The sequence below is a fragment of the Microbacterium sp. 01T413_2 genome (assembly GCF_056398985.1).
The window spans coordinates 1-25,768 of sequence record NZ_JBFTQL010000041.1; the positions used below are offsets into that span (position 1 = coordinate 1).

The window sequence follows — 25,768 nt, forward strand, 5'->3', positions numbered from 1 at the left end:
GTGGACCGTGAAACAAAAAGGCGCGGGCGTCCTGGAATGGACCAGCCCCAGCGGCGCGACCTACATCGACAAACCACCCGCACCCGTCACCTTCACCATCGAAGACCCTGATCCACCACCCGACGCGAACGCGCCGTTCTGAGCCATCGACGGAACCAGCTTTCACGGGTCGCAGTCGTATCCGCCCGGCGGGGTTCCGATGCCGGCTGTCAAGATATTCGTGCGACGGCCGGCTCCCCTTAGAAACCTGCTGCGCACCCCCGTCCTGCAGACCGGCACCCGCCTGGTCGCCGTAGGCTGAACGCAGATCCGAGGAGAAAACATGAGCGCCGAAGCCACCCCTGCCGTGCTCTTCGTCTGCGTGCACAACGCCGGCCGATCGCAGATGGCCGCGGGATTCCTGCGCGAGTTCGCGGGTGACCGGATCGAGGTCCGCTCCGCCGGATCTCTCCCCGCCACGCAGATCAACCCCGTGGCCGTGGCGGCGATGGCGGAGCTCGGCATCGACATCGCCGCGGAGCAGCCGAAGGTGCTCACGACGGAGGCCGTGCAGGASTCCGACGTCGTGATCACGATGGGCTGCGGCGACGCCTGCCCGTTCTTCCCCGGCAAGCGTTACGAGGACTGGACGCTCGACGACCCGGCCGGACGGGGCATCGAGGCGGTCCGCCCCATCCGCGACGAGATCCGCCGGCGGATCCAGCAGCTGGTCGGGGAGCTGCTGCCGGCCTGAGGCCGCATCGCCGAGATCCGCAGCCGCCGGCTCAGGCGATCCGGTGCACCCGGTAACGGACTTCGGATCCGTCCCGGCGGCACACGGCGACGAACAGCGTGCGCTGCAGCCCGGAGAACTCGGGAGCCGCTGCCTCGACCTCGAAGGTCGTGCGGAAGTAGTAGGCGTCCGGATCCACCGCGTCGCCGCGGCCCAGCCGAGCGAGCACCTCCTCCGACCCCGCGCGCACCCCGCGGGTGCGGATGAGCAGCGGTCCGGCAGCCGCGACGGCCGTGTACTCGGCGTCGATGCCGATCGTGCCGTCGGGCGCGATCAGCTGCCGGTCGGACCCGCCCGGAAGGATCTCGGCCTCGAGGTCGCCGGCGATCCGCCCGCCGAGGATCGGCACCACCCGGCGGTGGCCGGCCGAGGTGACGCCGTGGTCGCGCGGCGGGCCCACGTGAACGGTGACGTCGAAGGCCGGCTCGAAGCGGGGCTGCGGCAGCTCGGTGAAGAAGTCGCTCATCGGTCCGCTCCGTGCAGCGCTGCGGCGAGGCGCTCGAGGGCCGGGACAGCAGCGGCCACGGCGGCGCGGTCGGCCGGGTCCAGGCTGCCCAGCGCGTCCCGCAGGATCTCACCCGCGGCCTGGTCGAAGCGCCCGAACAGATCGATCGCACGCGGCGAGAGGGCGACGACCACGCGACGGCCGTCGCCGGTGGCCCGGCGCCGCTGCACGAGGCCGTCGGCCTCCATCGCGCCGAGCAGGTTGCTGACGGTGGACCTGTTCAGGTGCAGCGCCTCGGCGAGTTCGGCCGGACCCCGCTCCGCCTCCCCCGAGGCCGGCAGGAGGGCGCGCACCACTTCGATCTGCGCATCGGGGATGTCGGGGAGATCGCCGCGTTCGCGCGCCGCGGTCAGCAGGGTGCGCCGCAGCGGGGAGATGACCGCGGCGAGGCGGCTCTCCGCGTCGAAGCCGGGAGCGGGCGCGGGATCGGCAGCGGTGGAGGCGGCCGCAGCCGCAGTGGGCGACCGGCCGCTCATGCCCGATCCCCGACGCTGAGCGAGGACCGCTCGTTGAGGATCGACGGGTCGAATCCGGCCGCGCGCTTGTAGGCGTTCGCGATCTCCTCTCGCTCCGCACGCGGGATCACGTCATCGATGCGGGTGAACCCCTGCGGGGCGCGCTCGGCGGCGAGCAGCATGACCCGCTCGGGCCCGGTCGCGCGAGTGCCGGCCAGCAGCGCGGTCATCGCGGGCCGGCGCGCCTCCTCGTAACCGGCGAGCGCCGCGTCGATCGCATCACCCTGCGCCGTGGCGCCCTGGGCCGTCGTGCCCTGCGCCGTGGCCCGCTGCACGGCGGTGCCGAGGTGGAACGCGAGCGTACGCGCGTCGAGGATCGCCTGGGACCCGCCGTTCGAGCCGTTCGGGTACATCGCGTGAGCGGCGTCGCCGACCAGGGTGGTGCGCCCGAATGTCCACTGCGAGAGCGCGTCGCGGTCGACCATCGGGTACTCCAGGATCTCCTCGGCATTCGCGATGATCGCCGGTACATCCAGTCCGTCGAACACCCAGTCCGCGAACAGCTCGGCGATGGGCCCCGGATCCACCGAGCGGTTCCAGTCCGCGTCGGGGTGGCCGATGCCGCGCCGCTCCGCGATGAAGTTCAGTCGCTGGCGGCCGTTCTCGGGGGCGCCGAGCGGGTAGGCGACGAACTTCTGCTCGCCGTCGCCCGCCATGATCATGGTGCGCCCGTCGACGAGCACCGGGGCCTCGGAGACTCCGCGCCACAGCGTCAGCCCGCTCCACGGCGGTGCGCCCTCGGCCGGGTAGCGCAGCGCACGCAGGGCGGAGTGGATCCCGTCGGCCCCGATCACGAGGTCGTAGGTCGCCGCGACCTCGCCGTCCGCCGTCGCGAAGTGCACAGTCTCGGACCCGTCATCGCCGCTCTCGGCGGCCACGAGGCGATGGCCGAGCCGGATCACGTCGCCGAGGCGCTCGACGACCGCGTCGCGCAGGGCGAGCTGCAGCCGCCCGCGGTGCACGGAGAGCTGCGGCCAGCGGTAGCCGGCGGCGAGGCCCCGCGGCTCGCTCCAGATGTGCTGGCCGAAGCGGTTCATGTAGACGAGGGTCTCGGGCGCGATGCCGAGCGCCTCGACACGATCACGCAGACCGAGCTCGGTCAGCTCGCGGATCGCGTGCGGCAGCAGGTTGAGTCCGACGCCCAGCCCGCGGATCTCGTCCGTGCGCTCGTGCACGGTGATGTCGCGGAAGCCGGCGGCCTCCAGGCTGAGCGCGGTGGCGAGCCCGCCGATCCCCGCGCCGATGATTCCGATCCGCATCGATCCACTCCCGTTTCCCGGCGTCCTCGCCGTCGCGAACTAGTTTTGTCACAAAATTAGTCACCACGCAAGTCCGGATCCCGAGGCCCGTTCGCTGGTCGCAAATTGCGCCTCTCACACACGCGAAGCCGCAATTCGCGACCAGTGAGCAAGGGGGATCCGGCAGCACGGGCCTGACTCGCGTGCTCGGCCGGCAGCACAGACCAGAGCGACGCATTCAGCCCGCGGCGCGCTCAGCCCGCCGCATGCTCAGCCCGCGGCGCGCTCGGCGGAGTCGAGGATCTGATCCACGCCGAGGAAGAACAGCTCCCGATCGCGCAGCGACGCCAGCGCCACGGTGTTCTGGGCGAGGAGCGGGTATCGGCGCGGATCCGCGAGCGGCGGCTCATCGAACCACGGCCCGTCGACCTCGTCCGCATCGCGTACGGCCCTGGCCCTGGCGATGCCGGCGGCGGTGGACAGCACGTGCGAAGCCAGCAGCGCATAATGCCGGACCACGTCGGAGGCGCTCAGGCCGGCCGTGGTGAACGCCTGCAGCATGAGCTCGATCGCGCCGAGCTCACCCGGTCCGTGCGTGGTCAACGTGGTCGCCTCCGCACCCACCGCGGGGTACTCGGAGTACAGGTCGAGCGTGGCCGTGGCCAGGGCACGCAGCCGACCCTGCCAGTCCTCCACAGGCACGTCGACACTGTTCAGGGCGCGCATCGTGACCTCGTCGAGCAGAGCGCGCATGAGCTCGTCCTTGCTGCGGAAGTGCCGGTAGATCGCGGTCGGATCCGCGCCGAGGCGCGCTCCGAGCTCGCGCACCGAGATCACGGTCACGCGGGTCGCGGCAAGTTCCAGACCCGTGGCGATGATCGTCTCGGGGTCGAGGCGGGCGCGCACGGACGCCGTCCCGCCGTCTGCCACGGCTGCGATCCGGCTGCTCTTCTTCACGGGCATCGCCCCTCTCCGCTCTCTATCGTGCCACGCGTGGCACGCCTCATCATCGGTTCGGACATCAATCCTGTCAACACTGTTGACATCACTCTTGACGCTGGCTAGCGTTATCGCGATCCCGCCGCCCTGCGGGTTCAACCCCCCTTGCTTCAACGACGAAAGGCGGATGATGACGACGCGCGTCTTCCACGGCGGATCGGTGTTCACCGGATCCGGATCCCCCCTGCTCGGCCAGGCCGTCATCGTGCGCGACGAGCGCATCGAGCGCATCGTGTCCGAGTCCGAGCTCGCCGCCGTCCTGGGCGCGGAGCCCGCCGGAACCGTCGAGCTCATCGACCTGCGCGGCGCCCTGCTGAGCCCCGGCTTCCAGGACGCCCACATCCACGCGGTCGGCGGCGGCGTCGAGCTGCTGCAGTGCGACCTCACCGGCACCGAGAGCGCCGACGAGGCCGTCGCGGCCGTCCGCGCCTACGCCGATGCCAACCCCGACGAGGAGTGGATCCTCGGCGGCGGCTGGTCGATGGACTGCTTCCCCGGCGGCAACCCGCCGCGCGAGCTGCTCGACGCCGCGGCCCCGGGCCGCCCGGTGCTGCTGTCCAGCCGCGACCACCACAGCGTGTGGGCGTCGACTGAGGCGATCACTCGCGCGGGCATCACCGCCGAGACGCCGGATCCCGCTGACGGGGTGGTCATCCGCGACGCCGACGACCACCCCGCGGGCACGTTCCACGAGGGCGCGGCAGATCTGTTCGCCGCCGTCCGGCCCGAGATCGGTGAGGACCTGCGCTACCGCGGGTTGCTCCGCGCCCAGGAAGAGCTCGTCGCGCTCGGCATCACCGGCTGGCAGGACGCCATGGTCGGCGGCGGCGGTGCGGGCATCGCCGATCCTCTGCCCGCATACGAGAAGGCCCTCGCCGAGGGGACGCTGCAGGTGCACGTCACCGGCGCGCAGTGGTGGGAGCGCGACGGCGGCATCGAGCAGGTCGAGCACATGGTCGCGCAGCGCCACCGCGTCGCAGCCCTCGGATCCCCGGAGCGGCTCGAGGTGGGCACCACCAAGATCATGGTCGACGGCGTCGCCGAGAACCACACTGCCGCGATGCTCACGCCCTACCGCGACGCGCACGGCCACGACACTCACAACCACGGGCTGAGCTTCATCGACCCGGAGCGACTGCGCGAGTACGTCACGGCGCTCGACGCGGCCGGACAGCAGGTGCACATGCACGCGCTCGGCGACCGCGCCGTGCGCGAGGCGTTGGACGCGCTGCAGCAGGCGCGCGACGCGAACGGTCCGACCGACGGCCGCCACCACCTCGCGCACCTGCAGATCGTGGCGGAGGAGGACGTGCCGCGCTTCGCCGAACTCGACGCGATCGCGAACATCCAGGCGCTGTGGGCCACCCACGAGGACCAGCTGGACCAGCTCACCCTGCCGTTCCTTCAGGAAGGACAGGAAGCACGTCAGTACCCGTTCGGCGACTTCGTGCGGGCGGGCGTGCGGCTCGCGGCCGGCAGCGACTGGCCGGTCTCGAGCGCCGCTCCGATCGAGGCGATCCACATCGCCGTCAACCGGACCACCCCGGGATCCGACCGGGAGCCCCTGGGCGGCGCGCACCAGCGCCTCGACCTGGCGACCGCGATGGCCGCCTACACCTCCGGCACCGCGTACGTGAACCACCGTGACCACGACACCGGCAGCATCAAGCCGGGCTACCGCGCCGACCTCGTCGTGCTGGATCCGTCTCCGTTCGACGTTCCCGCCGACGAGATCCACACCAGCCGCGTCACCCAGACCTGGATCGACGGCCGTCTGCTGCACGCCGCCGAGACCGCCCTCGCCATCGCCGAGACACGCACCGAGAACACCTCCCGCACCGAGCTCGAAGGAGAGCTGTCATGACCCGAAACCGCCTCTCCCGCGTCGCCGCCCGTCACCGCTCCGCCACGGTGCTGGGGGCCGCGGTCCTGATAGCCGCCACCTCGCTGACCGCCTGCTCCGGCAGCGCGGGCGGCACGTCGACCGGATCCGCCGGCGCCGACTGGAAGCTGACCACCACCACCGCGAAGCCGACCGGCGACATCGACTCGTTCTCGTTCGCGCTCTATGCCGAGCCCGCGACGCTCGACTACGCCTACGCGTTCGACTACCCGGACAACCAGGTGCTCGCCAACGTGTGCGAGTCGCTGCTGCGCCTGAACCCCGACTACAGCCTGAGCCCGGGACTCGCGAAGAGCTTCAGCAACCCCGACCCGCTCACCTGGGTCTACGAGATCCGCGACGGCGTGACGTTCCACGACGGAACCCCGCTGACCGCGGCGGACGCCGTCGCCTCGATGCAGCGGATCATGGATCCCCAGGTCGGATCCGCCTGGTTCTCGGTCTACCAGAACGTCGAATCGATCACCCAGACCGGCCCTATGGAGGTCACGGTCAAGACCAAGATCCCCGACTCCCAGTTCAACCAGGGCATGGGCGGATCCGCCGGCGTGATCGAGTCGGCGGCGACCCTGGCCGCCACGGGCAAGGACTACGGAAACTCGACCGGCGGCGTGAACTGCACCGGTCCGTTCTCCCTGACCCAGTGGAAGTCGGGCGAGTCGCTCTCGCTCGAGCGCTACGACGGCTACTGGGACAAGGATCTGCGCGCGAAGGCGGCGAAGATGACGTTCGCGATCATCCCCGACGCCACCGCGCGCGTGAACGCCATGAAGTCGGGCAGCGTCGACGGATCCTGGCAGATCCCGATGGAATCCGCCCCGCAGTTGCAGGCCTCCGGCAAGGGCGACGTGCTGTACGCACCGTCCTCGGCGACGAGCGACCTCGTGATCAGCAACCTGGGCGGTCCGCTCGGCGACAAGCGCGTGCGCAAGGCGCTCATGATGGCGCTCGACCGCCCCGGCATCCTCAAGGGCGCGTCGCAGGGCATCGGCGAGATCAGCGACGTGCTGACCACGAAGCTGGTGTGGGGCACGGCCACCGATGCGGCGAAGAAGACCGCCTTCGATGACATCACGCACTACAAGCAGGACGTCGCGGCCGCGAAGAAGCTCGTCGAGGAGGCCGGCGCGACCGGCAAGGAGCTCGTCTACGTCACCGCGCCGATCGGCAACGACTTCTCCGTGGTCTCGCAGGCGACCATGGCGGCCGCACAGTCGATCGGCCTGAAGCTGACCATCAAGACCGTCAGCCCCGCGCAGTACACCGCACTGTTCAGCGACCCGAGCGCACGCGAGGGCGTCGACCTGTTCTACACCGTCTGGTACCTCTCCAGCCCGGACGCCCTGGAGATGTACGGCGTGCTTCGCACCGGCGACTTCAGCAACTACGGCGGCTGGAGCAACCCCGAGTTCGACAAGACCGTCAACGAGGCCGTCGGCACGATGGATCCGGCCGCGCGCAGCGTGCTGACCGCCAAGGCCCAGCAGATCGCGAACGAGGAGCTGCCCTGGCTGCCGCTCGCGACGGGCCCGCTGCCGCTGTTCCTCGGCAAGCGCATCACGGGCCTCGACCCGTCGATGGCGTTCCTCTACTACCCGTGGGCGGCCCAGATCGGCAAGCGCTGACGCGCTCGGCAAGCGCTGATCTGTCCACCCCCACCCGATGAGCCGTGCTTCCGGAGCGACGCGCACCCGCGTCGCTCCGGAAGTCGGCCGAGACCCACAGGTGACGCCATGAGCACTCTCCGCCGCGTCGCGGGAAAGCTGGGCGGGCTGCTGCTCACCCTCTTCCTCGCCTCGCTCCTCGTCTTCTTCTCCCGGTTCCTCGTGCCCGGCGACCCGATCCGCTTCCTCCTGCGCGGCCGCAAGCCGTCGCCCGAGGCGATCGCCGACGTCACCGCGCAGTACGGGCTGAACCTGCCCCCCTGGGAGCAGTACGTGCGCTGGATCGCCGGCGTGCTGCACGGCGACTTCGGCCGCTCCCTGCAGTTCCGCCAGGACGTCACGGCTGTGCTCGGCGACCGCCTCCCGGTCACCCTCATGCTCGTCGTGATGGCCGGCACGATCATCGCCGTCACAGGGCTCGTCGGCGGCACGATCGCCGCCCTGAACAAGGGCCGCGCCGCCGACCGCGGGATCCTCATCTCGCTCACCGTGCTGGGCGCGATCCCCTCGTTCGTCGGATCCATCGTGCTGATCGCGATCTTCTCGGTGCAGCTGGGCTGGTTCCCCTCMTTCGGATCCGGATCCGGATTCTGGGACATGGTCTACCACCTCGTGCTGCCGTCGATCGCGCTGGCGATCGTGTTCATCGTGCTCGTCGGCAAGGTCACCCGCTCGGCCATGGTCGAGCAGTTGAACCGCGAACACGTCGAGGTCGCCACCTCGCGCGGCATCACCCGCCTCGCCGTGGTCCGCCGGCACGTGCTGCGCAATGCGCTGGGCCCGATCCTCACCGTGTCCGGCGTGCTCGTGGCCGGCCTCATCGTCGCGAGCTCCATCGTCGAGCAGGCCTTCGGCCTCGCCGGGATCGGCTCGCTCCTGGTCGGCTCGGTCGACCGCCTCGACTTCCCCGTCGTGCAGGCGATCGTCCTGCTCGTGGTCACGGCCTTCGTCGTCGTGAACGCGATCATCGACATCCTCGAGCCCTGGATCGACCCGCGATCCGCCGCAGGAGCTGGTGCCCGATGACCTCTTCAGCCCCCACCCTGGCCGTGCGCGTGCTGCGCATGCCGAAGAGGATGCGCGGCCGCGGCATCGTGATCACCAGCATGGTGATCCTCGCCGTGGTCACCCTGACCGCGATCCTCGCCCCGTGGGTCGCCCCGTACGACCCGGACGCCGTCGACTTCACCGCGTTCTACGCGGCGCCGTCCCCCGCGCACTGGCTCGGCACGGACAGCCTCGGCCGCGACCTGCTCAGCCGCATCATCTGGGGCGGTCGCACGGCCCTCCTCGGCCCGCTGCTGGTCGTCGTCTTCTCCACCGTGCTGGGTATCCTGCTGGGCCTGGTCGCCGGATGGAGGGGCGGCTGGATCGACGCCGTCCTGGGCCGTGTCTTCGACGTGCTGTTCGCCTTCCCGTCGCTGCTCATCGCGATGATGGCCGTCGCCCTGTTCGGCAAGGGCCTGGTCGCCCCGGTCATCGCGATGAGCATCTCGTACGCGCCGTTCGTGGCGCGGCTGACCCGCTCGCTCGTGTCCGCCGAGCGCACCCGCCCGTACGTCGCCGCGTATCGCGTGCAGGGCTTCGGCGGGGCGTGGATCGCGCTGCGCCGCGTGCTGCCGAACATCGCCCCGATCGTGGGCGCGCAGTCGACGCTGAACTTCGGCTACGTGCTCGCCGAGCTCGCCGGCCTGTCCTTCCTCGGGCTCGGCGTGCAGGCGCCGACCGCCGACTGGGGCGCCATGATCAACGAGGCCCAGTCCGGCATCGCCGCGGGCCAGTTCCTGCCCGCCATCGCGCCCGCCATCGTGGTGGTGCTCGTGGTCGTGGCCGTCAACATCGTCGGCGAGGATCTCTCCGACCGCATCGGAGGGGAGATCCCCGTATGACCGCCGCACTTCTCGACACGGCCGCGGCGCACTCCGCCTCCGCTCTGCTGGACATCCGCGACCTCACGCTCGATCTGCCGAACGGCACCCGCCTGCTGCACGGGATCACACTGTCCGTCGCTCCCGGCGAGACCGTGGGCCTCGTCGGCGAATCCGGATCCGGGAAGTCGCTCACCGCGCGCACCGTGCTCGGCCTCACGCCCGAGCGGGCCGAGATCGGCGGCACCGTCACGGTCGACGGCCGCTCGCCCCTCGCGCCGGCGACGCTCCGGGCGATCCGTCGCGCGGATGCGGCGATGGTGTTCCAGGATCCGCGCGCGGGGATCAACCCGATGCGCACGATCGGCGACCACCTCACCGAAGCGCTGCGGCTGAACGAGGGTTGGTCCCGAAGCCGTGCTCGCGCGCGTGCCGCCGAGCTGCTCGCCGACGTGCGGCTGCCCTCGCCTGCCGAGCACCTGGACCAGCACCCGCACGAGCTGAGCGGCGGCATGCTGCAGCGCGTCATGATCGCGGGCGCCCTGACCACGTCGCCCCGCCTGCTGGTGTGCGACGAGCCCACCACGGCGCTCGACGTGACCACGCAGGCGGAGATCGTGCAGGTGCTGCGCGAACTCTGCGCCGAACGCGGCATGGGCATGCTGTTCATCACGCACGACCTCAACCTCGCCGGATCCCTGTGCGACCGGCTGGTCGTCATGAAGGACGGCGCCGTGGTCGAGGAGGGTCCCGCCCTCGACGTGCTGCGCGCTCCGCAGGCCGAGTACACCCGCCGCCTGGTCGCGGCGACGCCGCGACTGACCGGGTCGGACAGCGCCGTGGGCTCGGCCGGCTCAGTCTCTGCCATGGTCGAGGTCGCCGACGTCTCGAAGACGTACAAGGTGCGCGGCCGCGGGGAGGTGCACGCCGTCGCGGATGCCACCCTCGAGATCCCGGTGGGCGGCGCCCTCGCCGTGGTCGGGGAATCAGGATCCGGCAAGTCGACGCTCGCGCGCATGATCGTCGGCCTGGAGCAGGCCGACACAGGCACGATCCGGATCGGCGGGCGCGAGATCGCGGGACACGCGACGGGCCGCGAGGCACGACTCGCGCGAGCCAAGAGCGTGCAGATGGTGTTCCAGGATCCGTACCTGTCACTGGATCCGCGCATCCCCGCCGGCCAGGCGGTCGGCGACGTGCTGCGCCTGCACGCGGGACTAGACAAGGCGGCCGCGGCGGATCGCGCCCGGGAGCTGTTGACGGCGGTCGGCCTGAGCGAAGAGCACGCGGTGGCACGCCCGAAGACCCTGTCCGGCGGGCAGCGCCAGCGCGTCGCGATCGCCCGCGCGCTGGCCATCGAGCCCGATCTGCTCGTGATGGACGAGGCCACCAGCGCCCTGGACGTCTCGGTGCAGGCGCAGGTGCTGGACCTGGTCGCCGACATCCGGCGCCGCCAGGGCCTGACGCTGCTGTTCATCAGCCACGACCTGGCCGTCGTGCGCCGGGTGTGCGAGCAGACCCTGGTGATGCGCCGCGGCGAGATCGTCGAGCGCGGCGCGACGACCGAGATCCTGACGAATCCGCAGCACGAGTACACCCGCCTGCTGCTGGACTCCGTGCCCGTCCCGGCCTGATGACAAGCCCATTCCAGGGTCGCTGAACGACGGCGCCCGCTCCTCCCCTTCCCCCGGGGGTCGTTGAGCGAGGACGCCGAAGGCGACCGAGACGAAACGTGGAGCCCTCACGAGATCACCGCGTTTCGTCTCGCTCCGCTCGCTCAACGACCCCATCTGAGACAAGGAAGCCCCATGGAACTGCACCACCTCACCGCCACCGAGGCAGCCGCACGGTTCCGCCGTCGCGAGCTCTCCCCCGTCGAGCTGCTCGACGCGGTCATCGCGCGCACGGCGGCGACCGAGCCGGCCATCAACGCCGTCACCGAGCAGTGGCTCGACGCGGCCCGCACCACCGCCCTCGACTCGGAGCAGCGGTTCGCGGACGGCGGGGCCACCCGGCCTCTCGAGGGCATCCCGCTCATGCTCAAGGAGGAGCAGCCGATCGCCGGCCGTACCGCCGAGGAGGGCAGCCTGCTCGAGCGCGGCCACGTCGCCGCCGAGACCCACCCGATCGTGGACCGGATCCTCGCCGCCGGCGCCGTGGTGCACGGTCGCACGACCACGCCTGAGTACTGCTGCGCCCCCGTCACCCACACGGCGCTCTGGGGCGTGACCCGCAACCCGTGGAACACCGCATACTCCCCGGGCGGATCCTCGGGCGGATCCGGAGCGGTGCTCGCGGCCGGCTCCACGATCCTCGCGACCGGATCCGACATCGGCGGATCCATCCGGATCCCCTCGTCGTTCTGCGGCGTCGTCGGGTTCAAGCCCCCGTTCGCGCGCGTGCCGGGTCTTGCCCCGTTCAACTCCGACACGTACTGCGCGGACGGACCGATGGGGCGCAGCGTCGCCGACGTCGCGCTGCTGCAGAACGTCATCTCCGGGCCCTGGGCGGGCGACGCGGCGTCACTGCGCGAGGTCGTGACGGTGTCCGGCGAGGTCTCGTCGCTCGCGGGCATGCGCATCGCCGTCTGCCTCGACCTGGGCGGCTACGCGGTGGATCCGTCTGTCGTCGCGAACACCCTCGGCGTCGTCACCGCACTCCGCGCCGCGGGCGCCGTGGTCGAGCAGGTCGAGCTGCCCTGGAGTCCGCAGCGCACCCTCGAGACCAGCTGGCCGCACTTCGGCGCCGTGATGGGGCCGTTCATCGAGTCCATCGCCGACGGCGACCCCGAGCGCTCCGCGCAGCTGATGCCGTACACGCGGGCGTTCGCGGCCGCCGCGGCGAACAGCGGCGACTTCGTGACCGGGCTCGAGGCGGAGTCGGCGTTCTACCGTCCGTTCGGGGAGCTGATGCAGGACTACGACGTGCTCGTCTGCCCCACGATCGCCACCACGGGCCTGGCCGCCGACGAGCCCTGCACCGACAGCGACACCGTGTTCGCGCAGCTGATGACCCTGCCGTTCAACGTCATCGGCCGCGTGCCGGTGCTGGCGGTGCCGTCGGGGATCGCGCCGAACGGCGTCCCCACGGGCGTGCAGATCGTCGGGCGCACTTTCGACGATGCCACGGTGTTCCGGGTCGGCGCGGCGCTCGAGCAGGAGCTCGGACTGTGGACGGATCCGGCCTGGTGGCCGGCCGTTTGAACGGGCCCGCCCTTTGAAGCGACCCGCCCTGAAGCGGCCGGCGAGCCCGACGCGCTCGTCCCTCTCCGCTCAGGTCGCACTTTCTGCTCCGAAACACCCCCTGGGGCAGCAGATACTGCGACCTGAACGGAGACGCACCGCCACACCGCTCTCCTAGGCTGAAACCATGACGCGGATCTGGGTGGTGCGGCACGGGCAGAGCATGCTGAACGCGGCGGAGCGGATGCAGGGCTGGTCCGATGCGCCGCTCACCGCCCTCGGCCAGGATCAGGCCACCGAACGCGGCCGCGACTTCGCCGCCGCCGGAATCACGTTCGACGCCGCTTTCTCGGGCGACGGCATCCGGCATCGCGAGACCGCCGCGCGCCTGCTCGGCGCCGCCGGATCCGACCTGCAGCCGACGTCGGATCCGCGCTGGCGCGAGATCTCGTTTGGTCGGCTCGAGGCCATGCGCATCCGCCGGTTCGCGCATCGGATGCGCTCGCATGCCGAGGCCGAGCGCCCGTTCCTCGCGACGCTCGATGCGCTGGCCGCGGAGGATCCGACCGCGGAGACGCTCGCCGCCGTCGCTCAGCGCGCGACAGCGGCGCTGCACGACGTCGCGACCGCCGGATCCGAGGTGCTGGTGGTGACCAGCGGCGTCACCATCATGACGCTGCTGCACGCGCTGGGCACCGACCTGTCGCACCTCACGATGGGCCCCGCGAACTTGTCCGTCTCGACCGTGCTCCGCATCGAGGAGGGCTGGCACGTCGGCCGCGCCGCGGATCCGGATCCGGTCGCGGTCTGACGGCGCCGCGCATCGGCCGCGCTCTCCCCCGTTCAGGTCGCAGAAAACGTCGCTGAGACCAGGTCCGAACGACAGATTCTGCGACCTGAACGCACGGATCCCGCCCCAGAGGGAACGGGATCCGGAGCAGCTCGCGCGGCTCAGTCGGTGTAAGAGTCCGCGACGTCGAGCGCGGCGTCGATCGCGCCGAGGCCGCGCACCAGCTCGTCCTCGGTGATCACCAGCGGCGGCGCGATGTGCGTGCGGTTGAAGTGCACGAACGGCCACACGCCGCCCTTCTTCGCCGCCGCGGCGAACGCGCCCATCGGCGCCGCATCGGCGCCGGCCGCGTTGAACGGCACGAGCGGCTCGCGGGTCTCGGTCGAGCGGACGAGTTCCACGGCCCAGAACAGGCCCTGGCCGCGCACCTCGCCGACGCTCGGGTGCCTCTCGGCCCAGGAGCGCAGTGTCGGCTCCACGATCCGGGATCCGAGGTCGCGCACGCGCTCCAGGATCCCGTCGCGGCGGAACACCTCGAACGTCGCGACGCCCGCGGCGCACGCGAGCGGGTGCCCCGAGTACGTGAGCCCGCCTGCGAACGGGACGGTGTCGAACGCCGAGGCGATCCGGTCGGAGATGACGACGCCGCCGAGCGGGACGTAGCCGGAGTTCACGCCCTTGGCGAAGGTGATGAGGTCGGGCTTGGCGTCGAAGGCGTCGATGCCGAACCACTCGCCGAGGCGGCCGAAGCCGACCATGACCTCATCCGCGATGTAGACGATGCCGTAGCGATCGCACAGCTCGCGCACGCCCTGCAGGTAGCCCGGCGGCGGGACCAGCACGCCGTTGGTGCCGACGACCGTCTCGATGATGATCGCCGCGATCGTGTTCGGACCCTCGAGCTGGATGGTCTGCTCGAGGTGCTCGAGCGCACGCTGGGACTCCTCGGCGAGGGTCGACGAGTGGAACGCCGAGCGGTACAGGTACGGGCCGAAGAAGCGCACGGTGCCGTTGTCGACGGTGTCGTTCGCCCAGCGCCGCGGGTCGCCGGTCATCGAGATCGCCGTCGCCGTGGAGCCGTGGTAGCTGCGGTACATCGACAGCACCTTGCGACGCCCGGTCACGGTGCGCGCCATGCGCACCGCGTACTCGTTCGCGTCGGCGCCGCCGTTGGTGAAGAAGACCTTCTCCATACCTTCGGGGGCGACCTCGGCGATGAGCCGCGCCAGCTCGCCGCGCACGTCGTTCGCGAGCGACGGCTGGATCGTCGCGAGACGGCCGGCCTGCTGCTGGATCGCCGCGACCAGATCCGGCTGCTGGTGACCCAGGTTGAGGTTCACCAGCTGGCTGGAGAAATCGAGGTAGGCGTTGCCCTGGTAGTCCCAGAACGTGGATCCCTCGCCCGCGGCGACGGGCAGCGGGTCGATCGCGGCCTGCGCGCTCCAGGAGTGGAACACGTGCGCGCGGTCGTCGGCGCGAACCTGCGCCTCGGCCTCGGCGGCGGGCAGGGCGTGCACGGCGCCGTGGCGGTCGGTCAGGGCCGCGGTTTCGGTGGTGACGGTCATGATCTCGGATCCTTTTCCGCGTCAGTGGTTCTCAGGACTCAGTGGTTCTCAGGACTCAGTGGTTGCTCGGGAAGCCGAGGTCGACCTGCGCCGGGGTGTGGTCGGGCCAGCGCGTGGTGACGACCTTGGAGCGCGTGTAGAAGTGGATCGACTCGGGGCCGTAGATGTGCGAGTCGCCGAACAGGGAGGCCTTCCAGCCGCCGAACGAGAACGCGCCGACCGGCACGGGGATCGGCACGTTGATGCCGACCATGCCGACCTCGATGTCGAACTCGAACTGGCGGGCGGTTCCGCCGTCGCGGGTGAAGATCGCGACGCCGTTGCCGAACTGGTGGGCGTTGATGAGCTCCACGGCCTCCGCGTAGCTGTCGACGCGCACCACGCCGAGCACGGGGCCGAAGATCTCGTCCTCGTAGAGCTTCATGCCGGGCTTCACACCGTCGATGAGGCTGATGCCGGTGAAGAAGCCGTTCTCGTCGAGGCGCTCGCCGGCGGCGACGCGCTTCGTGCCGTCGAGCACGACGGTGGCGCCCTCCGCCTCGGCACCGGTCACGTACGACTCGACGCGGTCCCGGTGCTCGCGGGTGATCAGCGGCCCCATCTCGCTCGCGGCGTCGGTGCYGTCGCCGATGCGCAGGTTCTGCACCTTCTCAGTGATCGAGGCGATCAGCGGATCCGCGACCTCGCCCACGGCCACCAGCACCGAGACCGCCATGCAGCGCTCGCCGGCCGAGCCGTAAGCCGCGGAGACCGCCGCGGCTGCCGCGCCGTCGATGTCGGCGTCGGGCATGACGACCATGTGGTTCTTGGCGCCGCCGAGGGCCTGCACGCGCTTGCCGTTCGCCGAGGCCCGCTCGTAGATCGACTTCGCGATCGGGGTGGATCCGACGAAGCTCACGGCCTTGACGTCGGGCGAGTCGAGCAGGGTGTCGACCGCGACCTTGTCGCCGTTGACGACGTTCAGCACGCCGTCGGGGAGCCCGGCCTCCTGGAAGGCCTTCGCGAGCCAGATCGCCGCGGACGGGTCCTTCTCGCTGGGCTTGAGCACGACGGTGTTGCCGCACGCGATCGCCGAGGCGACCATCCACAGCGGCACCATCACGGGGAAGTTAAACGGGGTGATGCAGGCGACCACGCCGACCGGCTGCTTGACCGAGTGCACGTCCACGCCACGCGCGACCTGCTCGGCGCGCTCGCCCTTGAGCAGGTGCACGAGACCGGCAGCGAACTCGACGTTCTCGATGCCGCGGGAGACCTCGCCGGCCGCGTCGGAGAGCACCTTGCCGTGCTCGCTCGTGACGATCGCAGCGAGCTCGGGCGTCCGCTCGGCGAGGATCTGGCGCAGGCGGAAGAACACGTCGGCGCGCTTGATGAGGCTCGTCGCCCGCCAGGCCGGCAGCGCGGCCTTGGCCGCGGCGATGGCCTGCTCGACCTCGCCGACGCTCGCGAACGCGACGGTGCGGTGCGCCTCGCCGGTCGCGGGGTTGTACACCGGGCCGGTGCGCTCGGTCTCGCCGGTGTCGGCTCCGTCGATGAAGTGGCGGATCACGGTCACGCGATGCTCCTCGGGTCGTGGGGTTCGATGGTGCGGGTCACGGATCCGGACACTCTGATCGGACGCACCCGCGGGCTTGYTCTCCCATGCTGGCAAAGGAGAGGATGGATCCGTGCCCGCAGATCGTCTGGACTTCGCAACGGATCGGACAGATCGTCCRGACCGATTCTCGACGGACCGCGACCCCGGGCTCCCGACGGTCGCCGACGCCCTCGAGGTCGCCTCGTTGCAGGCCGGGATCCCCGAGCTGCTGGCCGGATCCGTCGACGTGCCGGTGCGCTGGGTGCACGTGTCCGACAGCGACCGGGTCGCGGCGCTGCTGGACGGCGGCGAGCTGCTCCTGACGACGGGCGCCGGCTGGCCCGGCGCCGCCGACGCCCTCGCTCGGCTCGTCGACGAGCTGGCCGATGCGGGCCTCGCCGGAATCGTGCTGGAGCTCGGCACGCGGTTCGCCGTGGTGCCCCCGCCGCTCGTGGCGGCGTGCCGCGCCCGTGACCTGGCGCTCGTGTCGTTGGAGCGCGAGGTGAAGTTCGTCGCGGTCACCGAGGAGGTGCACCGCCGGATCATCGCGGGCCAGGTCGGGGCGCTGCAGGAGCGGCAGCGACTGCACGAGCTGTTCACCGGGCTCAGTCTGCGCGGGGCGCCGGTCGAGGTGGTCGTGCGGGAGACCGCGCGAGCGCTTCGCGCGCCCGTGGTGCTGGAGGATCTCGCGCACGAGGTCGTGGTCGCCGACCCGTTCGACCTCGCCGAAGCGGAGGTGCTGGCCGGCTGGACGGGGCGGTCGCGTCGGCTTCCGCCGGAGTGGACGCGCGTGCCGGTGGCCGCCCGAGGCACGCAGTGGGGCGAGCTGGTCGCGTTGCCCGGGCCGCCGCACCCCGCCGGGCCCGCGACGGTGCTCGAGCAGGCGGCCACGGCACTGGCGCTGTCACGTCTGGCGGACGGCGAGGGCGCCTGGGCCCGGCTGCGCGCGGAGGGGCTGATCGCGGCGCTCCTCGGCGAGCGCTATGTGTCGGTCGCCGACATCGAGGCCCGCCTGGAAGCGTCGGGTTTCCCTCTGCACGGTCGCACGCTGTACGTCGCCGTGTCCGCGGCGGGCGGCGACGGACAACCCGGAGCCGCGCGGGCACGCACCGGAGCGCCCGGATCCGCGGTGCGTGACGATCCGCACACGATGAGACGATCTGCACACGGATCCGGCGAGAACTCGCGCGGATCGTCACAGGCTGTGCAGATCGTCACGGATCCGACGCGACCCGGATCCGGGGACGCGCGCACGCTGTCCGCGGACATCGGCGCGGAGCGGATCCTGCTCGTCTCGCTGACCGGCACGCGGCTGCCGGATTCACTCCTCGACGACCTCGGGACCGGCGCCATCAGCGATCCCGCCACGACGACCGCGGAGCTGCTCGCGGCGATTCCCGTCGTGCGGCGCCTGGCTCGTCAGGCGGAACCCGGTGCCGTGCTGCGCGTCGCCGACCGGCCCCTCGCGCGCCTGGCCGCCGAGCTCAGCGGAGACCACCGACTCCAGGAGCACAGCGCGCGCCTGCTCGCTCCACTGATCCGCCACGACGACGCCACGGACGGCGACCTGCTCCGCGTACTGCGCGCCGTGGTCGCCCACCCCGGCAACCGCACTGCCGCGGCGAGCGCCTCGCACCTGTCCCGCTCGGTGTTCTACCAGCGCCTCACCCTCATCGCGGACCTGCTCGGCGCCGATCTCGACGACGGCGAGACACTGTCGGCCCTGCACCTGGCGCTGCTCGCGCAGGGGCGCTGACGAAGCGACGGCGAGGAGCGCGGGGCGGCGGGAGTGCTGGGCGCACGACTTCCGGTGCCCGGATCCGCCCGGCGCGTCCGTTCACTGGTCGCGAATTGCTGCCATGACAGCGGAATGACGGCAATTCGCGACCAGCGAGCGTCAGGGGAGAGTCCGGGATCCGGATCCGTGGCTCACCCGGCCGCGTGCGCCCCGCCCATCACCCGCTCCACCATCTCGGGCGAGGGCTGGCCGAGCGCGATGATGTTCTCCTCGCTGTCGCTGAACCACGCGGCCCGCTCGTCTCCCAGTTCCGCGATGCCGTCGACGGTCTTCAGCCCGGGGAAGTCGTACTCGTGGAAATCGACTCCTCGGGCGCGCAGCGCCGCCACGTCGCGGTCGATGTCGTCGGTCACGAGGTTGAGCGCGGTGTTCTTCGCCGTGCCCGCGAAGCTGGTGAGGTACACCAGCACCACGGTGCCGCCGACGTCGTAGAACACGTTCCCCGACTCGACATCGACGTCGACCGGATCCCGGTCGAGCACGTCGTGCCACCACCCCTTGGCGCGATCGAGGTCCGTCGCCGGAAGGACGGCCGTCGCCATGAGTTTCTCGAACATGATGAGCCCCAGCTCCGGGGTGTTGTCATCCTCGCGTCGGCCCAGCACAACGCCGCGCCGCTTGGGCGCGCGAATGAGTTCCCCGCGCTGATTGTATTCCCGGATCCGCCGGCCGGAAAGGCCTCCGGGAAGGCTCAGGCGATGTAGACCTTGCGCAGGGTCTCGGTCACGGTCCAGGTCGTCCGCATGCCCTCGGCGAGGCGCACCACGGATCCGGGACCGACCTCGAGATCCCGCAGCGACGGATCCTCGAACACGATCGTCGCCTGGCCCGAGAGCACGACGAACAGCTCGTCCGCCTCGGTGTCGCGCGCCGTGCCCGGTGTCATCTCCCAGATGCCGATCTCGCGGTCGCCGGTGTCATCCAGCACGGCCATCGCCGTCGTGGGAGAGCCGGCCACGACCTCGTCCGCGGGCAGCGGCGCGTGCGCGAGGCCCAGGTCGGCGTCGGTCACCGCGTGCCCCGCGGCGGGCAACGCGGTCATGARTCGAACCCCATGCCGACCGCGTCCAGCGTCTTCAGGAACAGGTTGCGCTTGCCGTTGTTGTGGTCGGCCTGGTTCATCGCCGCGCGCACCAGGTTCACGCCGATCGAGGCCGCCGGCTCCGGCGGGAACGGAATGGGCTTGGTGCGCACCATCTCCAGTTGSGTGCGCTCSGTGGTSAGCCCCGCGAGCTCGTCGAGCATCACATCCGCCGCGAACCGGGTCGCGCCGACGCCGAGCCCGGTGAAGCCGGTGGCGTATGCGACGCGTCCGCCACGCGCGGTGCCGAAGAACGCGCAGAACCGGCTGCACGAGTCGATCGCGCCGGCCCAGCGGTGCGTGAACTGCAGCCCCTCGAGCTGCGGGAACGTCGTGAAGAAATGCGAGGCGAGCTTGCGGAAGCTCTCCGGGCGCTCCTCATACTCCTCGCGCACCTTGCCGCCGAAGTGGTAGACGGCGTCGTAGCCGCCGAACAGGATCCGGTTGTCGGCGCTCAGGCGGTAGTAGTGGAACTGGTTCGCACTGTCGGCGAGACCCTGGCGGTTCTTCCAGCCGATCGCGTCGTACTGCTCCGCGGTGAGTGGCTCGGTCATCAGCGCGTAGTCGTAGACCGGCACGGTCATCAGCCGGTTGCGCTTGAGCAACGATGGGAACACGTTCGTGGCGAGGGCGACCTGGTCGGCGACGACGGAGCCGCTCTCGGCCGCGACCGTCTGCACGCCCTTGCCGCTGAGCTCTGTGACTCGTGTGCGCTCGAAGATCTGCACGCCGAGCTCGGTGGCCACACGTGCGAGCTCGAAGGCGAGCTTCGCGGGGTGCACCATCGCACAGCCCTCACGGTTCCAGGATCCGGCCAGGTACGTCGGCGAGGCGACCTCGGCCTGCACGGCGGCCTGGTCGAGGTAGTCATCCCCCTCCATCCATTCGATCTGGTGCGGCTCGACCGCCACGGCCATCTGGCCCGTGCGCTCCCAGTCCACGTCCATCCCGTAGCGCTCGACGGTGGCCTGGATGCCGTCGAGGTTCTCCAGGCCGAGACGCTCGAGCTGCTCCATCTCCTCGGGCCAGCGGTTCAGGCCGTTCTCCTCGCCGTGCGTCAGGCTCGCCTCGCAGAACCCGCCGTTGCGGCCGGATGCGGCCCAGCCCACACGGTTCGCCTCGAGCAGCACCACCGTGCGCTGCGGGTCGCGTTCCTTGGCGCGGATCGCGGTCCACAGGCCGGCATAGCCACCGCCCACGATCGCGAGGTCGGCGCGGACCTCACCCGTGAGCTGCGGGTAGGCGGGGCGTTCGACGTCGTCGAGCCAGAAGGCGCCGTGCACCGTGTTCTCGAGAGAGCGCTCGATGACCGATGCGCTCGGCTGCCGTCGTTCGAAGACGGTCGTTCCCATGACTGATTCCTTGTCCGGAGGTGGAAGGGGTGGAGAGGTGGTTCTCAGGGCGCGACGGGGCGCCCCGGAGCCGCGATGCGGCCGGGTCGGGGAGAGCGAGGGGCTCAGCGGATCAGCGCGTTCCCCAGTTGTAGAGGTCCTTGTGGAGCCCCGCGTAGAGGAAGCACTCGGTGTGCGAGACGCCCTCGATGGTGCGGATCTGCGTCGCGATCAACGCCAGCAGATCCTCGTCGCTCTCGCAGATGGCCTCGGCCAGGATGTCGAAGGATCCGAGGGTCACATTGACATATGCGATCTCGGGAATATTCGCAATGGCCTCCGCGGCGACACGCGGATCCCCATCGACGCGGATGCCGAGCATGGCCATGCGGGAGAATCCGAGTTGGCGCGGATCGGTCACCGCGACGATCTGCACCACGCCGCTGTCGGTGAGCCGCTGCACGCGCTGGCGCACAGCTGCTTCACTGAGACCCACGGCTCGTCCGATCTCGGCGTAGGGCCGACGACCGTCCTCCTGCAGCAGCTCGATGATCCGCTTCGACACGTCGTCCAGTACCGGCACCTTCGGCTTGTCGCTCATGTGATGATCTTGACACTCTGAACGTCGCTCTGCAACTGATTTCGCAGAATCTGTTGCAGATTTCTTCCGATTTCGTTGGTTATCACCTATCCTGATCAGCATGCAGAGCACACTGTCTGAAACAGCACTGTTGCAGAACTTCATCGGCGGGCGCTCCGTCGCCGCCCACGGCGAGGGCCGCATGGACCTGATCGACCCCGTCACCGAGCAGGTGTACGGTCAGGCGCCGATCTCGGACCAGAGCGACGTCGACGCCGCCTACGCCGCCGCGGCCGCCGCCTTCCCGGTCTGGCGCGACACCACCCCCGCCGCCCGCCAGCTCGCACTGTTCCGGATCGCGGACGCGATGGCGGCCCGCGCGGAGGAGTTCGCCGACCTGGAGTCGCAGGACACCGGCAAGCCCCGCSCGAACCTCGTGGCCGACGAGATCGACCAGTCCGTCGACCAGCTGCGCTTCTTCGCGGGCGCCGCGCGCAGCCTCGAAGGCAGGGCCGCCGGGGAGTACATGGCGGGACACACCTCCTACGTGCGCCGCGAGCCGATCGGCGTGATCGGGCAGGTCACCCCGTGGAACTACCCGCTGAACATGGCCGTGTGGAAGATCGCGCCTGCTCTGGCCGCGGGCAACACGGTGGTGCTGAAGCCGGCCGAGGCCACCCCGCTCACCACTCTGCTGCTCGCCGAGATCGTCGCCGAGCACACCCCCGCGGGCACGCTCAACGTCGTGCTCGGCGATCGCAGCACGGGTGCCGCCCTGGTCGCCCACAAGACGCCGCAGATGGTCGCGATCACTGGATCCGTGCGGGCCGGCATGGCGGTGGCCGAGTCGGCCGCGGCTGATGTGAAGCGCGTGCACCTCGAACTCGGCGGCAAGGCTCCGGCGATCGTGTTCCCGGACGCGTCGATCGCCAAGGCCGCGGAGGGCATCGTCACCGGCGCCTTCTTCAACGCCGGCCAGGACTGCACCGCGGCCACCCGCGTGATCGTGCACGCCTCGGTGCACGACGAACTGGTGAAGGCGCTCGTCGAGAGGGTGCGCACGCACGCACGCACCGGCGCACCGCACGAGGAGGGCGTGTTCTTCGGCCCGCTCTCGAGCGCGGCGCAGCTGGCCCAGGTGCAGGGCTTCGTGGATCGCCTGCCGGCGCACGCGACGATCGAGACCGGAGGCAAGCGGCAGGGCGACGTCGGCTACTTCTTCGAGCCGACGATCGTCTCGGGCATGCGCCAGGACGACGAGGCCGTGCAGAGCGAGATCTTCGGGCCGGTGCTGACCGTGCAGTCCTTCGAGGACGACGACGAGGCGCTGGCGTACGCCAACGACGTGCCGTTCGCCCTGGCGTCCTCGGTGTGGACCACCGACCACGCCCGCTCGATGCGATTCTCGCGGGATCTGGACTTCGGCTGCGTGTGGATCAACACGCACATCCCGTTCGTGTCGGACATGCCGCACGGCGGCTTCAAGCACTCCGGCTACGGCAAGGACCTGTCGCAGTACGGCTTCGACGACTACACGCGCATCAAGCACGTGATGAGCGCCCTCGACTGACTCCGGCGGAGATGCTACTGTCGCCTACGCCGTGCTGGCACGAGAACAGGAGGTGATACCCATGAACGAATCGACGTGGGTGCTCCTCCTCGGGGTCACGGTCGGGCGATAGGTCGCCCGGGAGCGCCGTATATGCGCACTCCCGAAAGGCACGACCATGAACATCACCCCTGAACTCACCTTCACCTCCGAGAGGCGCCTCGCCTCCGAACCGCATCGCGACGGCATCATCGAGCGCGACTTCACCCTCGACGGGATCGACGGCATCCTCTGGTTGCCGGAATCCGCCTCCGCGGAGCATCCTGCCCCGCTGATCCTGCTCGGCCATCCGAGCGGGCCAGGGCTCGCCCGGATGCGCCCTCGCCTGGAGGGCCGGGCACGGTCGTCCGCCGAGCTGGGTTTCGCGTCGGTCACTCTCGAGATGCCCGGCAACGGCGCTCGTCCGGCTCTGCCCGAGCTGGAGCGCGCCCGCGCCGACCTGATGCGGGCGCTCGACGCCGGCGAGCGCCCGAGCGAGGACGTCATCGACCGGCTGGTGCTGCCGCTGGTCGAGCGCACGGTGCCCGAATGGCAGGCGGCGCTCGACGCGGTGCTCGCCCTTCCTGAGATCGGCGGCCCGGTCGCCTATTCGGGCGGCGTGCTCGCGATCGGGATCCGTCTGGCTCGCACCGAGCCGCGCATCGTGGCCGCCGGCTTGTTCGCCGGCAGTTACGTGCCGCGCGCCATGTTCGATGAGGCCCGTCAGGTCACCATCCCGCTGCACGTGCTGCTGCAGTGGGACGACGAAGGCAACGACCGACAGCGGTCGCTCGACGTGTTCGACGCGTTCGGATCCGCCGAGAAGACCCTGCAGGCCAACCTCGGCGGGCACACCGGCGTTCCGGCGCATGCCGGCGAGGATGCGGCGCGGTTCTTCGCGCGGCATCTCTCCCTGCACGGCTGACGCACGAGGCGGGTGGCTCGGGTTCCGCCCGGGCCACCCGCTCCGCCTCTCGCCGGGCTCAGCCGGCCAGCACCTCGAGCAGAGCCTGGGCGACCGCGTGGCTGGACTGCGGATTCTGGCCGCTGATGAGGTTGCGGTCCCGCACCACGTGGGACGTCCACGGATCCGCATCCTGCACGGTCGCACCGCGGTCGCGCAGGGTCGTCGCGACGAACCACGGACTGTTCGCCCCGAGACCGCCGGTGCGCTCCTCCTCGTCGGTGAACACGGTGAGAGTCCGCCCGGCGAAGACGAACCCGCCGTCGGTCGTGGTGGCGCTGAGCAGGCCCGCCGGACCGTGGCAGAACGGCGCGATCGGGAGGGCTGCAGTGTCGGCGGTGGCGAGGATGCGGCCCAGATCCGCATCGAACGCGAGATCGGCCATCGGACCGTGGCCGCCCGGCAGCACGACCGCCGCGAAGTCGGCGACGGACACCGCGTCCAGTGCGATCGGGTGGTCGAGGGCAGACCGGACCGTCTCGAGGTATGCGCGGAACTCCGTCACCCGCTCCGCGTCGCCGACGACATCGGGGTTCAGCGATCCCGGGTCGACCGGCGGCACCCGTCCGCCCGGAGTGGCGATGACGACGTCATGGCCGGCACGGGTGAGCTCGCGGTGCGCGACGACGAGCTCCTCCGCCCAGAACCCGGTGGGGTGGGCAGTGCCGTCGGCGAGAGTGAGGGAATCGGCCGCGGTGACGACCATGAGGATCTTCGACATGTGGGAGTCCTTTCGACCCGTTCATGCTCCTCCGCCGGCGGATCCCGGTGTCATCGAGGAATCGAACGCAGCCATCGGGTTTCCGAAGATCTCTCAGCCGATGATCCGGCGCAGGGCCGTCGCGGTGGCGCCGATCGCCGGGAACCGTTCCGCATCCCCGCTGCGCGTCGCCAGGTAGAGCGTGTTCAGCGGAGGGATCTCGGGCTCGTCGAGGGCGATCAGAGCCCCGGTGCGCAGATCGTCGGCCACCATGTACATCGGCAGGACCGACATCCCGACGCCGGCCCTCACCGCATCCCGGATCCCGCGGAGGTCGGGGATGACCGCCACGACCTGCAGCCGGGAGGGCGGACGGCCGAAGACGCTGCGCCAGTACCGGCGCACGATGGGCAGGTTCTCCGCGTAGGCCACGACGGGGACCTCGTCCGGATCGCGGCCCGCCCAGATCGGTGCGGCCACGAGGACGAACTCCTCGTCGTAGAACGGGACGGCGGTGATCCCCTCGCGCTGCGGCGGCACAGCGCTGACCACGAGGTCGAGCGCTCCGCCGACGAGCGCGTCCAGCAGCTCCTGCGCCAAGCCGAAGGTGAGCCGGATCGGCGCGTTCGCGGCCGCGATCAGCTCGGGGAGCCTCGGCACGACCTTCAGCGACAGGATCTCGGCGGCGCCGCCCACGTGCACGGCCCGCGCGGTGCCGCCCTCGCGATCCGGCAGCAGCACGGCGTCCTCGATCGCGTCGACGTGTCCGGCCACGCGTCGCGCCAGCTCGAGCCCCTTCGGCGTCGTCGTCACGCCGCTGCGGCCGCGGTCGAAGACGGGGAAGCCGACGACCGCCTCCACCGCCTGCACGTGGGCCGAGACCGTCGCCTGAGACAGGCCCAGCAGGTGCGCGGCGCGTGTGAGCGAACCGGTGCGATGCACGGTCACGAACGTGCGCAGATGGTCCAGGCTGGGAGCGCTCACGTCCGTCACTGTACGCGGCGGGAACCGCAGGCACGGCGGGGGCGTGATTCGCGAGCGAGTGTCACGGTTGGCACGGCTGGCACGGCTCGCACCGCTGGCACCGCTGGCACGGCTGGCACCGCTGGACCAGTGACAGGCGGCGGCCCCGGGATCGGATCCCGGGGC

Annotated in this window: 23 protein-coding genes; 11 read left to right on the forward strand and 12 right to left on the reverse strand. The window is 70.8% G+C overall.

Translation table 11 applies throughout. The features are described 5' to 3' along the window. Positions 1-322: 322 nt before the first annotated feature. Complete coding sequence (locus AC1DMN_RS16890; RefSeq protein ID WP_477384640.1) at positions 323-733, forward strand: arsenate reductase ArsC; 411 nt, start codon at positions 323-325, stop codon at positions 731-733. A gap of 31 nt (positions 734-764) precedes the next feature. Here the strand turns inward: AC1DMN_RS16890 and AC1DMN_RS16895 are convergent, their stop codons facing one another. From AC1DMN_RS16895 to AC1DMN_RS16910, 4 genes are all read right to left on the reverse strand, one after another. Then, positions 765-1,238 carry a DUF3237 domain-containing protein gene (locus AC1DMN_RS16895; RefSeq protein ID WP_477229894.1) on the reverse strand — a complete coding sequence of 158 codons (474 nt, stop codon included), beginning with the start codon at positions 1,236-1,238 and terminating at the stop codon, positions 765-767. Continuing rightward, positions 1,235-1,753, reverse strand: coding sequence for a MarR family winged helix-turn-helix transcriptional regulator (locus tag AC1DMN_RS16900; RefSeq protein ID WP_441976625.1), 519 nt, complete (start codon positions 1,751-1,753; stop codon positions 1,235-1,237). The genes AC1DMN_RS16895 and AC1DMN_RS16900 overlap by 4 nt, the downstream gene beginning before the upstream one ends. Continuing rightward, positions 1,750-3,051, reverse strand: coding sequence for a flavin-dependent oxidoreductase (locus tag AC1DMN_RS16905; RefSeq protein WP_477229895.1), 1,302 nt, complete (start codon positions 3,049-3,051; stop codon positions 1,750-1,752). Before AC1DMN_RS16905 ends, AC1DMN_RS16900 begins: the two co-directional genes overlap by 4 nt. A gap of 249 nt (positions 3,052-3,300) precedes the next feature. Next, complete coding sequence (locus AC1DMN_RS16910; RefSeq protein WP_477229896.1) at positions 3,301-3,987, reverse strand: TetR/AcrR family transcriptional regulator; 687 nt, start codon at positions 3,985-3,987, stop codon at positions 3,301-3,303. 172 nt (positions 3,988-4,159) lie between these two features. Between AC1DMN_RS16910 and AC1DMN_RS16915 the strand changes: the two genes are divergently transcribed. From AC1DMN_RS16915 to AC1DMN_RS16945, 7 genes are all read left to right on the forward strand, one after another. Then, complete coding sequence (locus AC1DMN_RS16915) at positions 4,160-5,893, forward strand: amidohydrolase (protein ID WP_477229897.1); 1,734 nt, start codon at positions 4,160-4,162, stop codon at positions 5,891-5,893. Beyond that, positions 5,890-7,557: an ABC transporter substrate-binding protein gene (locus AC1DMN_RS16920; protein ID WP_477229898.1), complete on the forward strand. Its 1,668-nt coding sequence runs from the start codon at positions 5,890-5,892 to the stop codon at positions 7,555-7,557. The genes AC1DMN_RS16915 and AC1DMN_RS16920 overlap by 4 nt, the downstream gene beginning before the upstream one ends. A 108-nt stretch (positions 7,558-7,665) precedes the next feature. After that, positions 7,666-8,622 carry an ABC transporter permease gene (locus tag AC1DMN_RS16925; protein ID WP_441976621.1) on the forward strand — a complete coding sequence of 319 codons (957 nt, stop codon included), beginning with the start codon at positions 7,666-7,668 and terminating at the stop codon, positions 8,620-8,622. Further along, a complete protein-coding gene (locus AC1DMN_RS16930; RefSeq protein WP_477229899.1) occupies positions 8,619-9,485 on the forward strand; it encodes an ABC transporter permease in 867 nt (288 codons plus the stop codon). Before AC1DMN_RS16925 ends, AC1DMN_RS16930 begins: the two co-directional genes overlap by 4 nt. After that, on the forward strand, positions 9,482-11,098 hold the full coding sequence (locus tag AC1DMN_RS16935; protein ID WP_477229900.1) for a dipeptide ABC transporter ATP-binding protein: 1,617 nt from the start codon (positions 9,482-9,484) through the stop codon (positions 11,096-11,098). The genes AC1DMN_RS16930 and AC1DMN_RS16935 overlap by 4 nt, the downstream gene beginning before the upstream one ends. A 174-nt stretch (positions 11,099-11,272) precedes the next feature. Continuing rightward, on the forward strand, positions 11,273-12,667 hold the full coding sequence (locus AC1DMN_RS16940; protein WP_477229901.1) for an amidase: 1,395 nt from the start codon (positions 11,273-11,275) through the stop codon (positions 12,665-12,667). 166 nt (positions 12,668-12,833) lie between these two features. Beyond that, positions 12,834-13,457, forward strand: coding sequence for a histidine phosphatase family protein (locus AC1DMN_RS16945; RefSeq protein WP_477229902.1), 624 nt, complete (start codon positions 12,834-12,836; stop codon positions 13,455-13,457). A 140-nt stretch (positions 13,458-13,597) separates the two neighbouring features. Here the strand turns inward: AC1DMN_RS16945 and AC1DMN_RS16950 are convergent, their stop codons facing one another. After that, on the reverse strand, positions 13,598-15,001 hold the full coding sequence (locus tag AC1DMN_RS16950; protein WP_477229903.1) for an aminotransferase class III-fold pyridoxal phosphate-dependent enzyme: 1,404 nt from the start codon (positions 14,999-15,001) through the stop codon (positions 13,598-13,600). A gap of 55 nt (positions 15,002-15,056) precedes the next feature. Continuing rightward, positions 15,057-16,556 (reverse strand): CoA-acylating methylmalonate-semialdehyde dehydrogenase, encoded by a 1,500-nt coding sequence (locus tag AC1DMN_RS16955; protein WP_477384642.1) that lies wholly within the window; start codon positions 16,554-16,556, stop codon positions 15,057-15,059. Positions 16,557-16,668: 112 nt separating this feature from the next. Between AC1DMN_RS16955 and AC1DMN_RS16960 the strand changes: the two genes are divergently transcribed. After that, the gene (locus tag AC1DMN_RS16960) at positions 16,669-18,333 is read left to right on the forward strand and encodes a PucR family transcriptional regulator (protein ID WP_477229904.1); all 1,665 of its coding nucleotides are present in this window, start codon (positions 16,669-16,671) and stop codon (positions 18,331-18,333) included. 173 nt (positions 18,334-18,506) lie between these two features. Here the strand turns inward: AC1DMN_RS16960 and AC1DMN_RS16965 are convergent, their stop codons facing one another. The 4 genes from AC1DMN_RS16965 to AC1DMN_RS16980 form a co-directional block, all read right to left on the reverse strand. Continuing rightward, positions 18,507-18,980, reverse strand: coding sequence for a VOC family protein (locus AC1DMN_RS16965; protein WP_477229905.1), 474 nt, complete (start codon positions 18,978-18,980; stop codon positions 18,507-18,509). 86 nt (positions 18,981-19,066) lie between these two features. Then, complete coding sequence (locus tag AC1DMN_RS16970; RefSeq protein ID WP_477229906.1) at positions 19,067-19,417, reverse strand: cupin domain-containing protein; 351 nt, start codon at positions 19,415-19,417, stop codon at positions 19,067-19,069. Beyond that, positions 19,414-20,808, reverse strand: coding sequence for an NAD(P)/FAD-dependent oxidoreductase (locus tag AC1DMN_RS16975; RefSeq protein WP_477229907.1), 1,395 nt, complete (start codon positions 20,806-20,808; stop codon positions 19,414-19,416). Before AC1DMN_RS16975 ends, AC1DMN_RS16970 begins: the two co-directional genes overlap by 4 nt. 112 nt (positions 20,809-20,920) lie before the next feature. After that, positions 20,921-21,388, reverse strand: a complete 468-nt coding sequence (locus AC1DMN_RS16980; protein WP_477229908.1) for an Lrp/AsnC family transcriptional regulator — start codon at positions 21,386-21,388, stop codon at positions 20,921-20,923. A gap of 100 nt (positions 21,389-21,488) precedes the next feature. On the opposite strand from AC1DMN_RS16980, the gene AC1DMN_RS16985 reads away from it, so the two are divergent. After that, positions 21,489-22,937: an aminobutyraldehyde dehydrogenase gene (locus AC1DMN_RS16985; protein ID WP_477384644.1), complete on the forward strand. Its 1,449-nt coding sequence runs from the start codon at positions 21,489-21,491 to the stop codon at positions 22,935-22,937. Between the two features lie 157 nt (positions 22,938-23,094). Continuing rightward, on the forward strand, positions 23,095-23,880 hold the full coding sequence (locus AC1DMN_RS16990; RefSeq protein WP_477229909.1) for an alpha/beta hydrolase: 786 nt from the start codon (positions 23,095-23,097) through the stop codon (positions 23,878-23,880). Between the two features lie 58 nt (positions 23,881-23,938). Here AC1DMN_RS16990 and AC1DMN_RS16995 read toward each other — a convergent pair whose 3' ends face one another. Then, positions 23,939-24,640 (reverse strand): type 1 glutamine amidotransferase domain-containing protein, encoded by a 702-nt coding sequence (locus AC1DMN_RS16995; protein WP_477229910.1) that lies wholly within the window; start codon positions 24,638-24,640, stop codon positions 23,939-23,941. 93 nt (positions 24,641-24,733) lie between these two features. Next, entirely contained in the window at positions 24,734-25,603 is an 870-nt protein-coding gene (locus tag AC1DMN_RS17000; protein ID WP_477229911.1) for a LysR family transcriptional regulator, read from the reverse strand. Positions 25,604-25,768: the final 165 nt, after the last annotated feature.

Coding starts and splice junctions, on each gene's coding strand:
- AC1DMN_RS16895 (WP_477229894.1), bottom strand. CDS start 1,238: ATGAGCGACTTCTTCACCGAGCTGCCGCAGCCCCGCTTCGAGCCGGCC.
- AC1DMN_RS16900 (WP_441976625.1), bottom strand. CDS start 1,753: ATGAGCGGCCGGTCGCCCACTGCGGCTGCGGCCGCCTCCACCGCTGCC.
- AC1DMN_RS16905 (WP_477229895.1), bottom strand. CDS start 3,051: ATGCGGATCGGAATCATCGGCGCGGGGATCGGCGGGCTCGCCACCGCG.
- AC1DMN_RS16915 (WP_477229897.1), top strand. CDS start 4,160: ATGACGACGCGCGTCTTCCACGGCGGATCGGTGTTCACCGGATCCGGA.
- AC1DMN_RS16920 (WP_477229898.1), top strand. CDS start 5,890: ATGACCCGAAACCGCCTCTCCCGCGTCGCCGCCCGTCACCGCTCCGCC.
- AC1DMN_RS16930 (WP_477229899.1), top strand. CDS start 8,619: ATGACCTCTTCAGCCCCCACCCTGGCCGTGCGCGTGCTGCGCATGCCG.
- AC1DMN_RS16935 (WP_477229900.1), top strand. CDS start 9,482: ATGACCGCCGCACTTCTCGACACGGCCGCGGCGCACTCCGCCTCCGCT.
- AC1DMN_RS16940 (WP_477229901.1), top strand. CDS start 11,273: ATGGAACTGCACCACCTCACCGCCACCGAGGCAGCCGCACGGTTCCGC.
- AC1DMN_RS16945 (WP_477229902.1), top strand. CDS start 12,834: ATGACGCGGATCTGGGTGGTGCGGCACGGGCAGAGCATGCTGAACGCG.
- AC1DMN_RS16950 (WP_477229903.1), bottom strand. CDS start 15,001: ATGACCGTCACCACCGAAACCGCGGCCCTGACCGACCGCCACGGCGCC.
- AC1DMN_RS16970 (WP_477229906.1), bottom strand. CDS start 19,417: ATGACCGCGTTGCCCGCCGCGGGGCACGCGGTGACCGACGCCGACCTG.
- AC1DMN_RS16980 (WP_477229908.1), bottom strand. CDS start 21,388: ATGAGCGACAAGCCGAAGGTGCCGGTACTGGACGACGTGTCGAAGCGG.
- AC1DMN_RS16990 (WP_477229909.1), top strand. CDS start 23,095: ATGAACATCACCCCTGAACTCACCTTCACCTCCGAGAGGCGCCTCGCC.
- AC1DMN_RS16995 (WP_477229910.1), bottom strand. CDS start 24,640: ATGTCGAAGATCCTCATGGTCGTCACCGCGGCCGATTCCCTCACTCTC.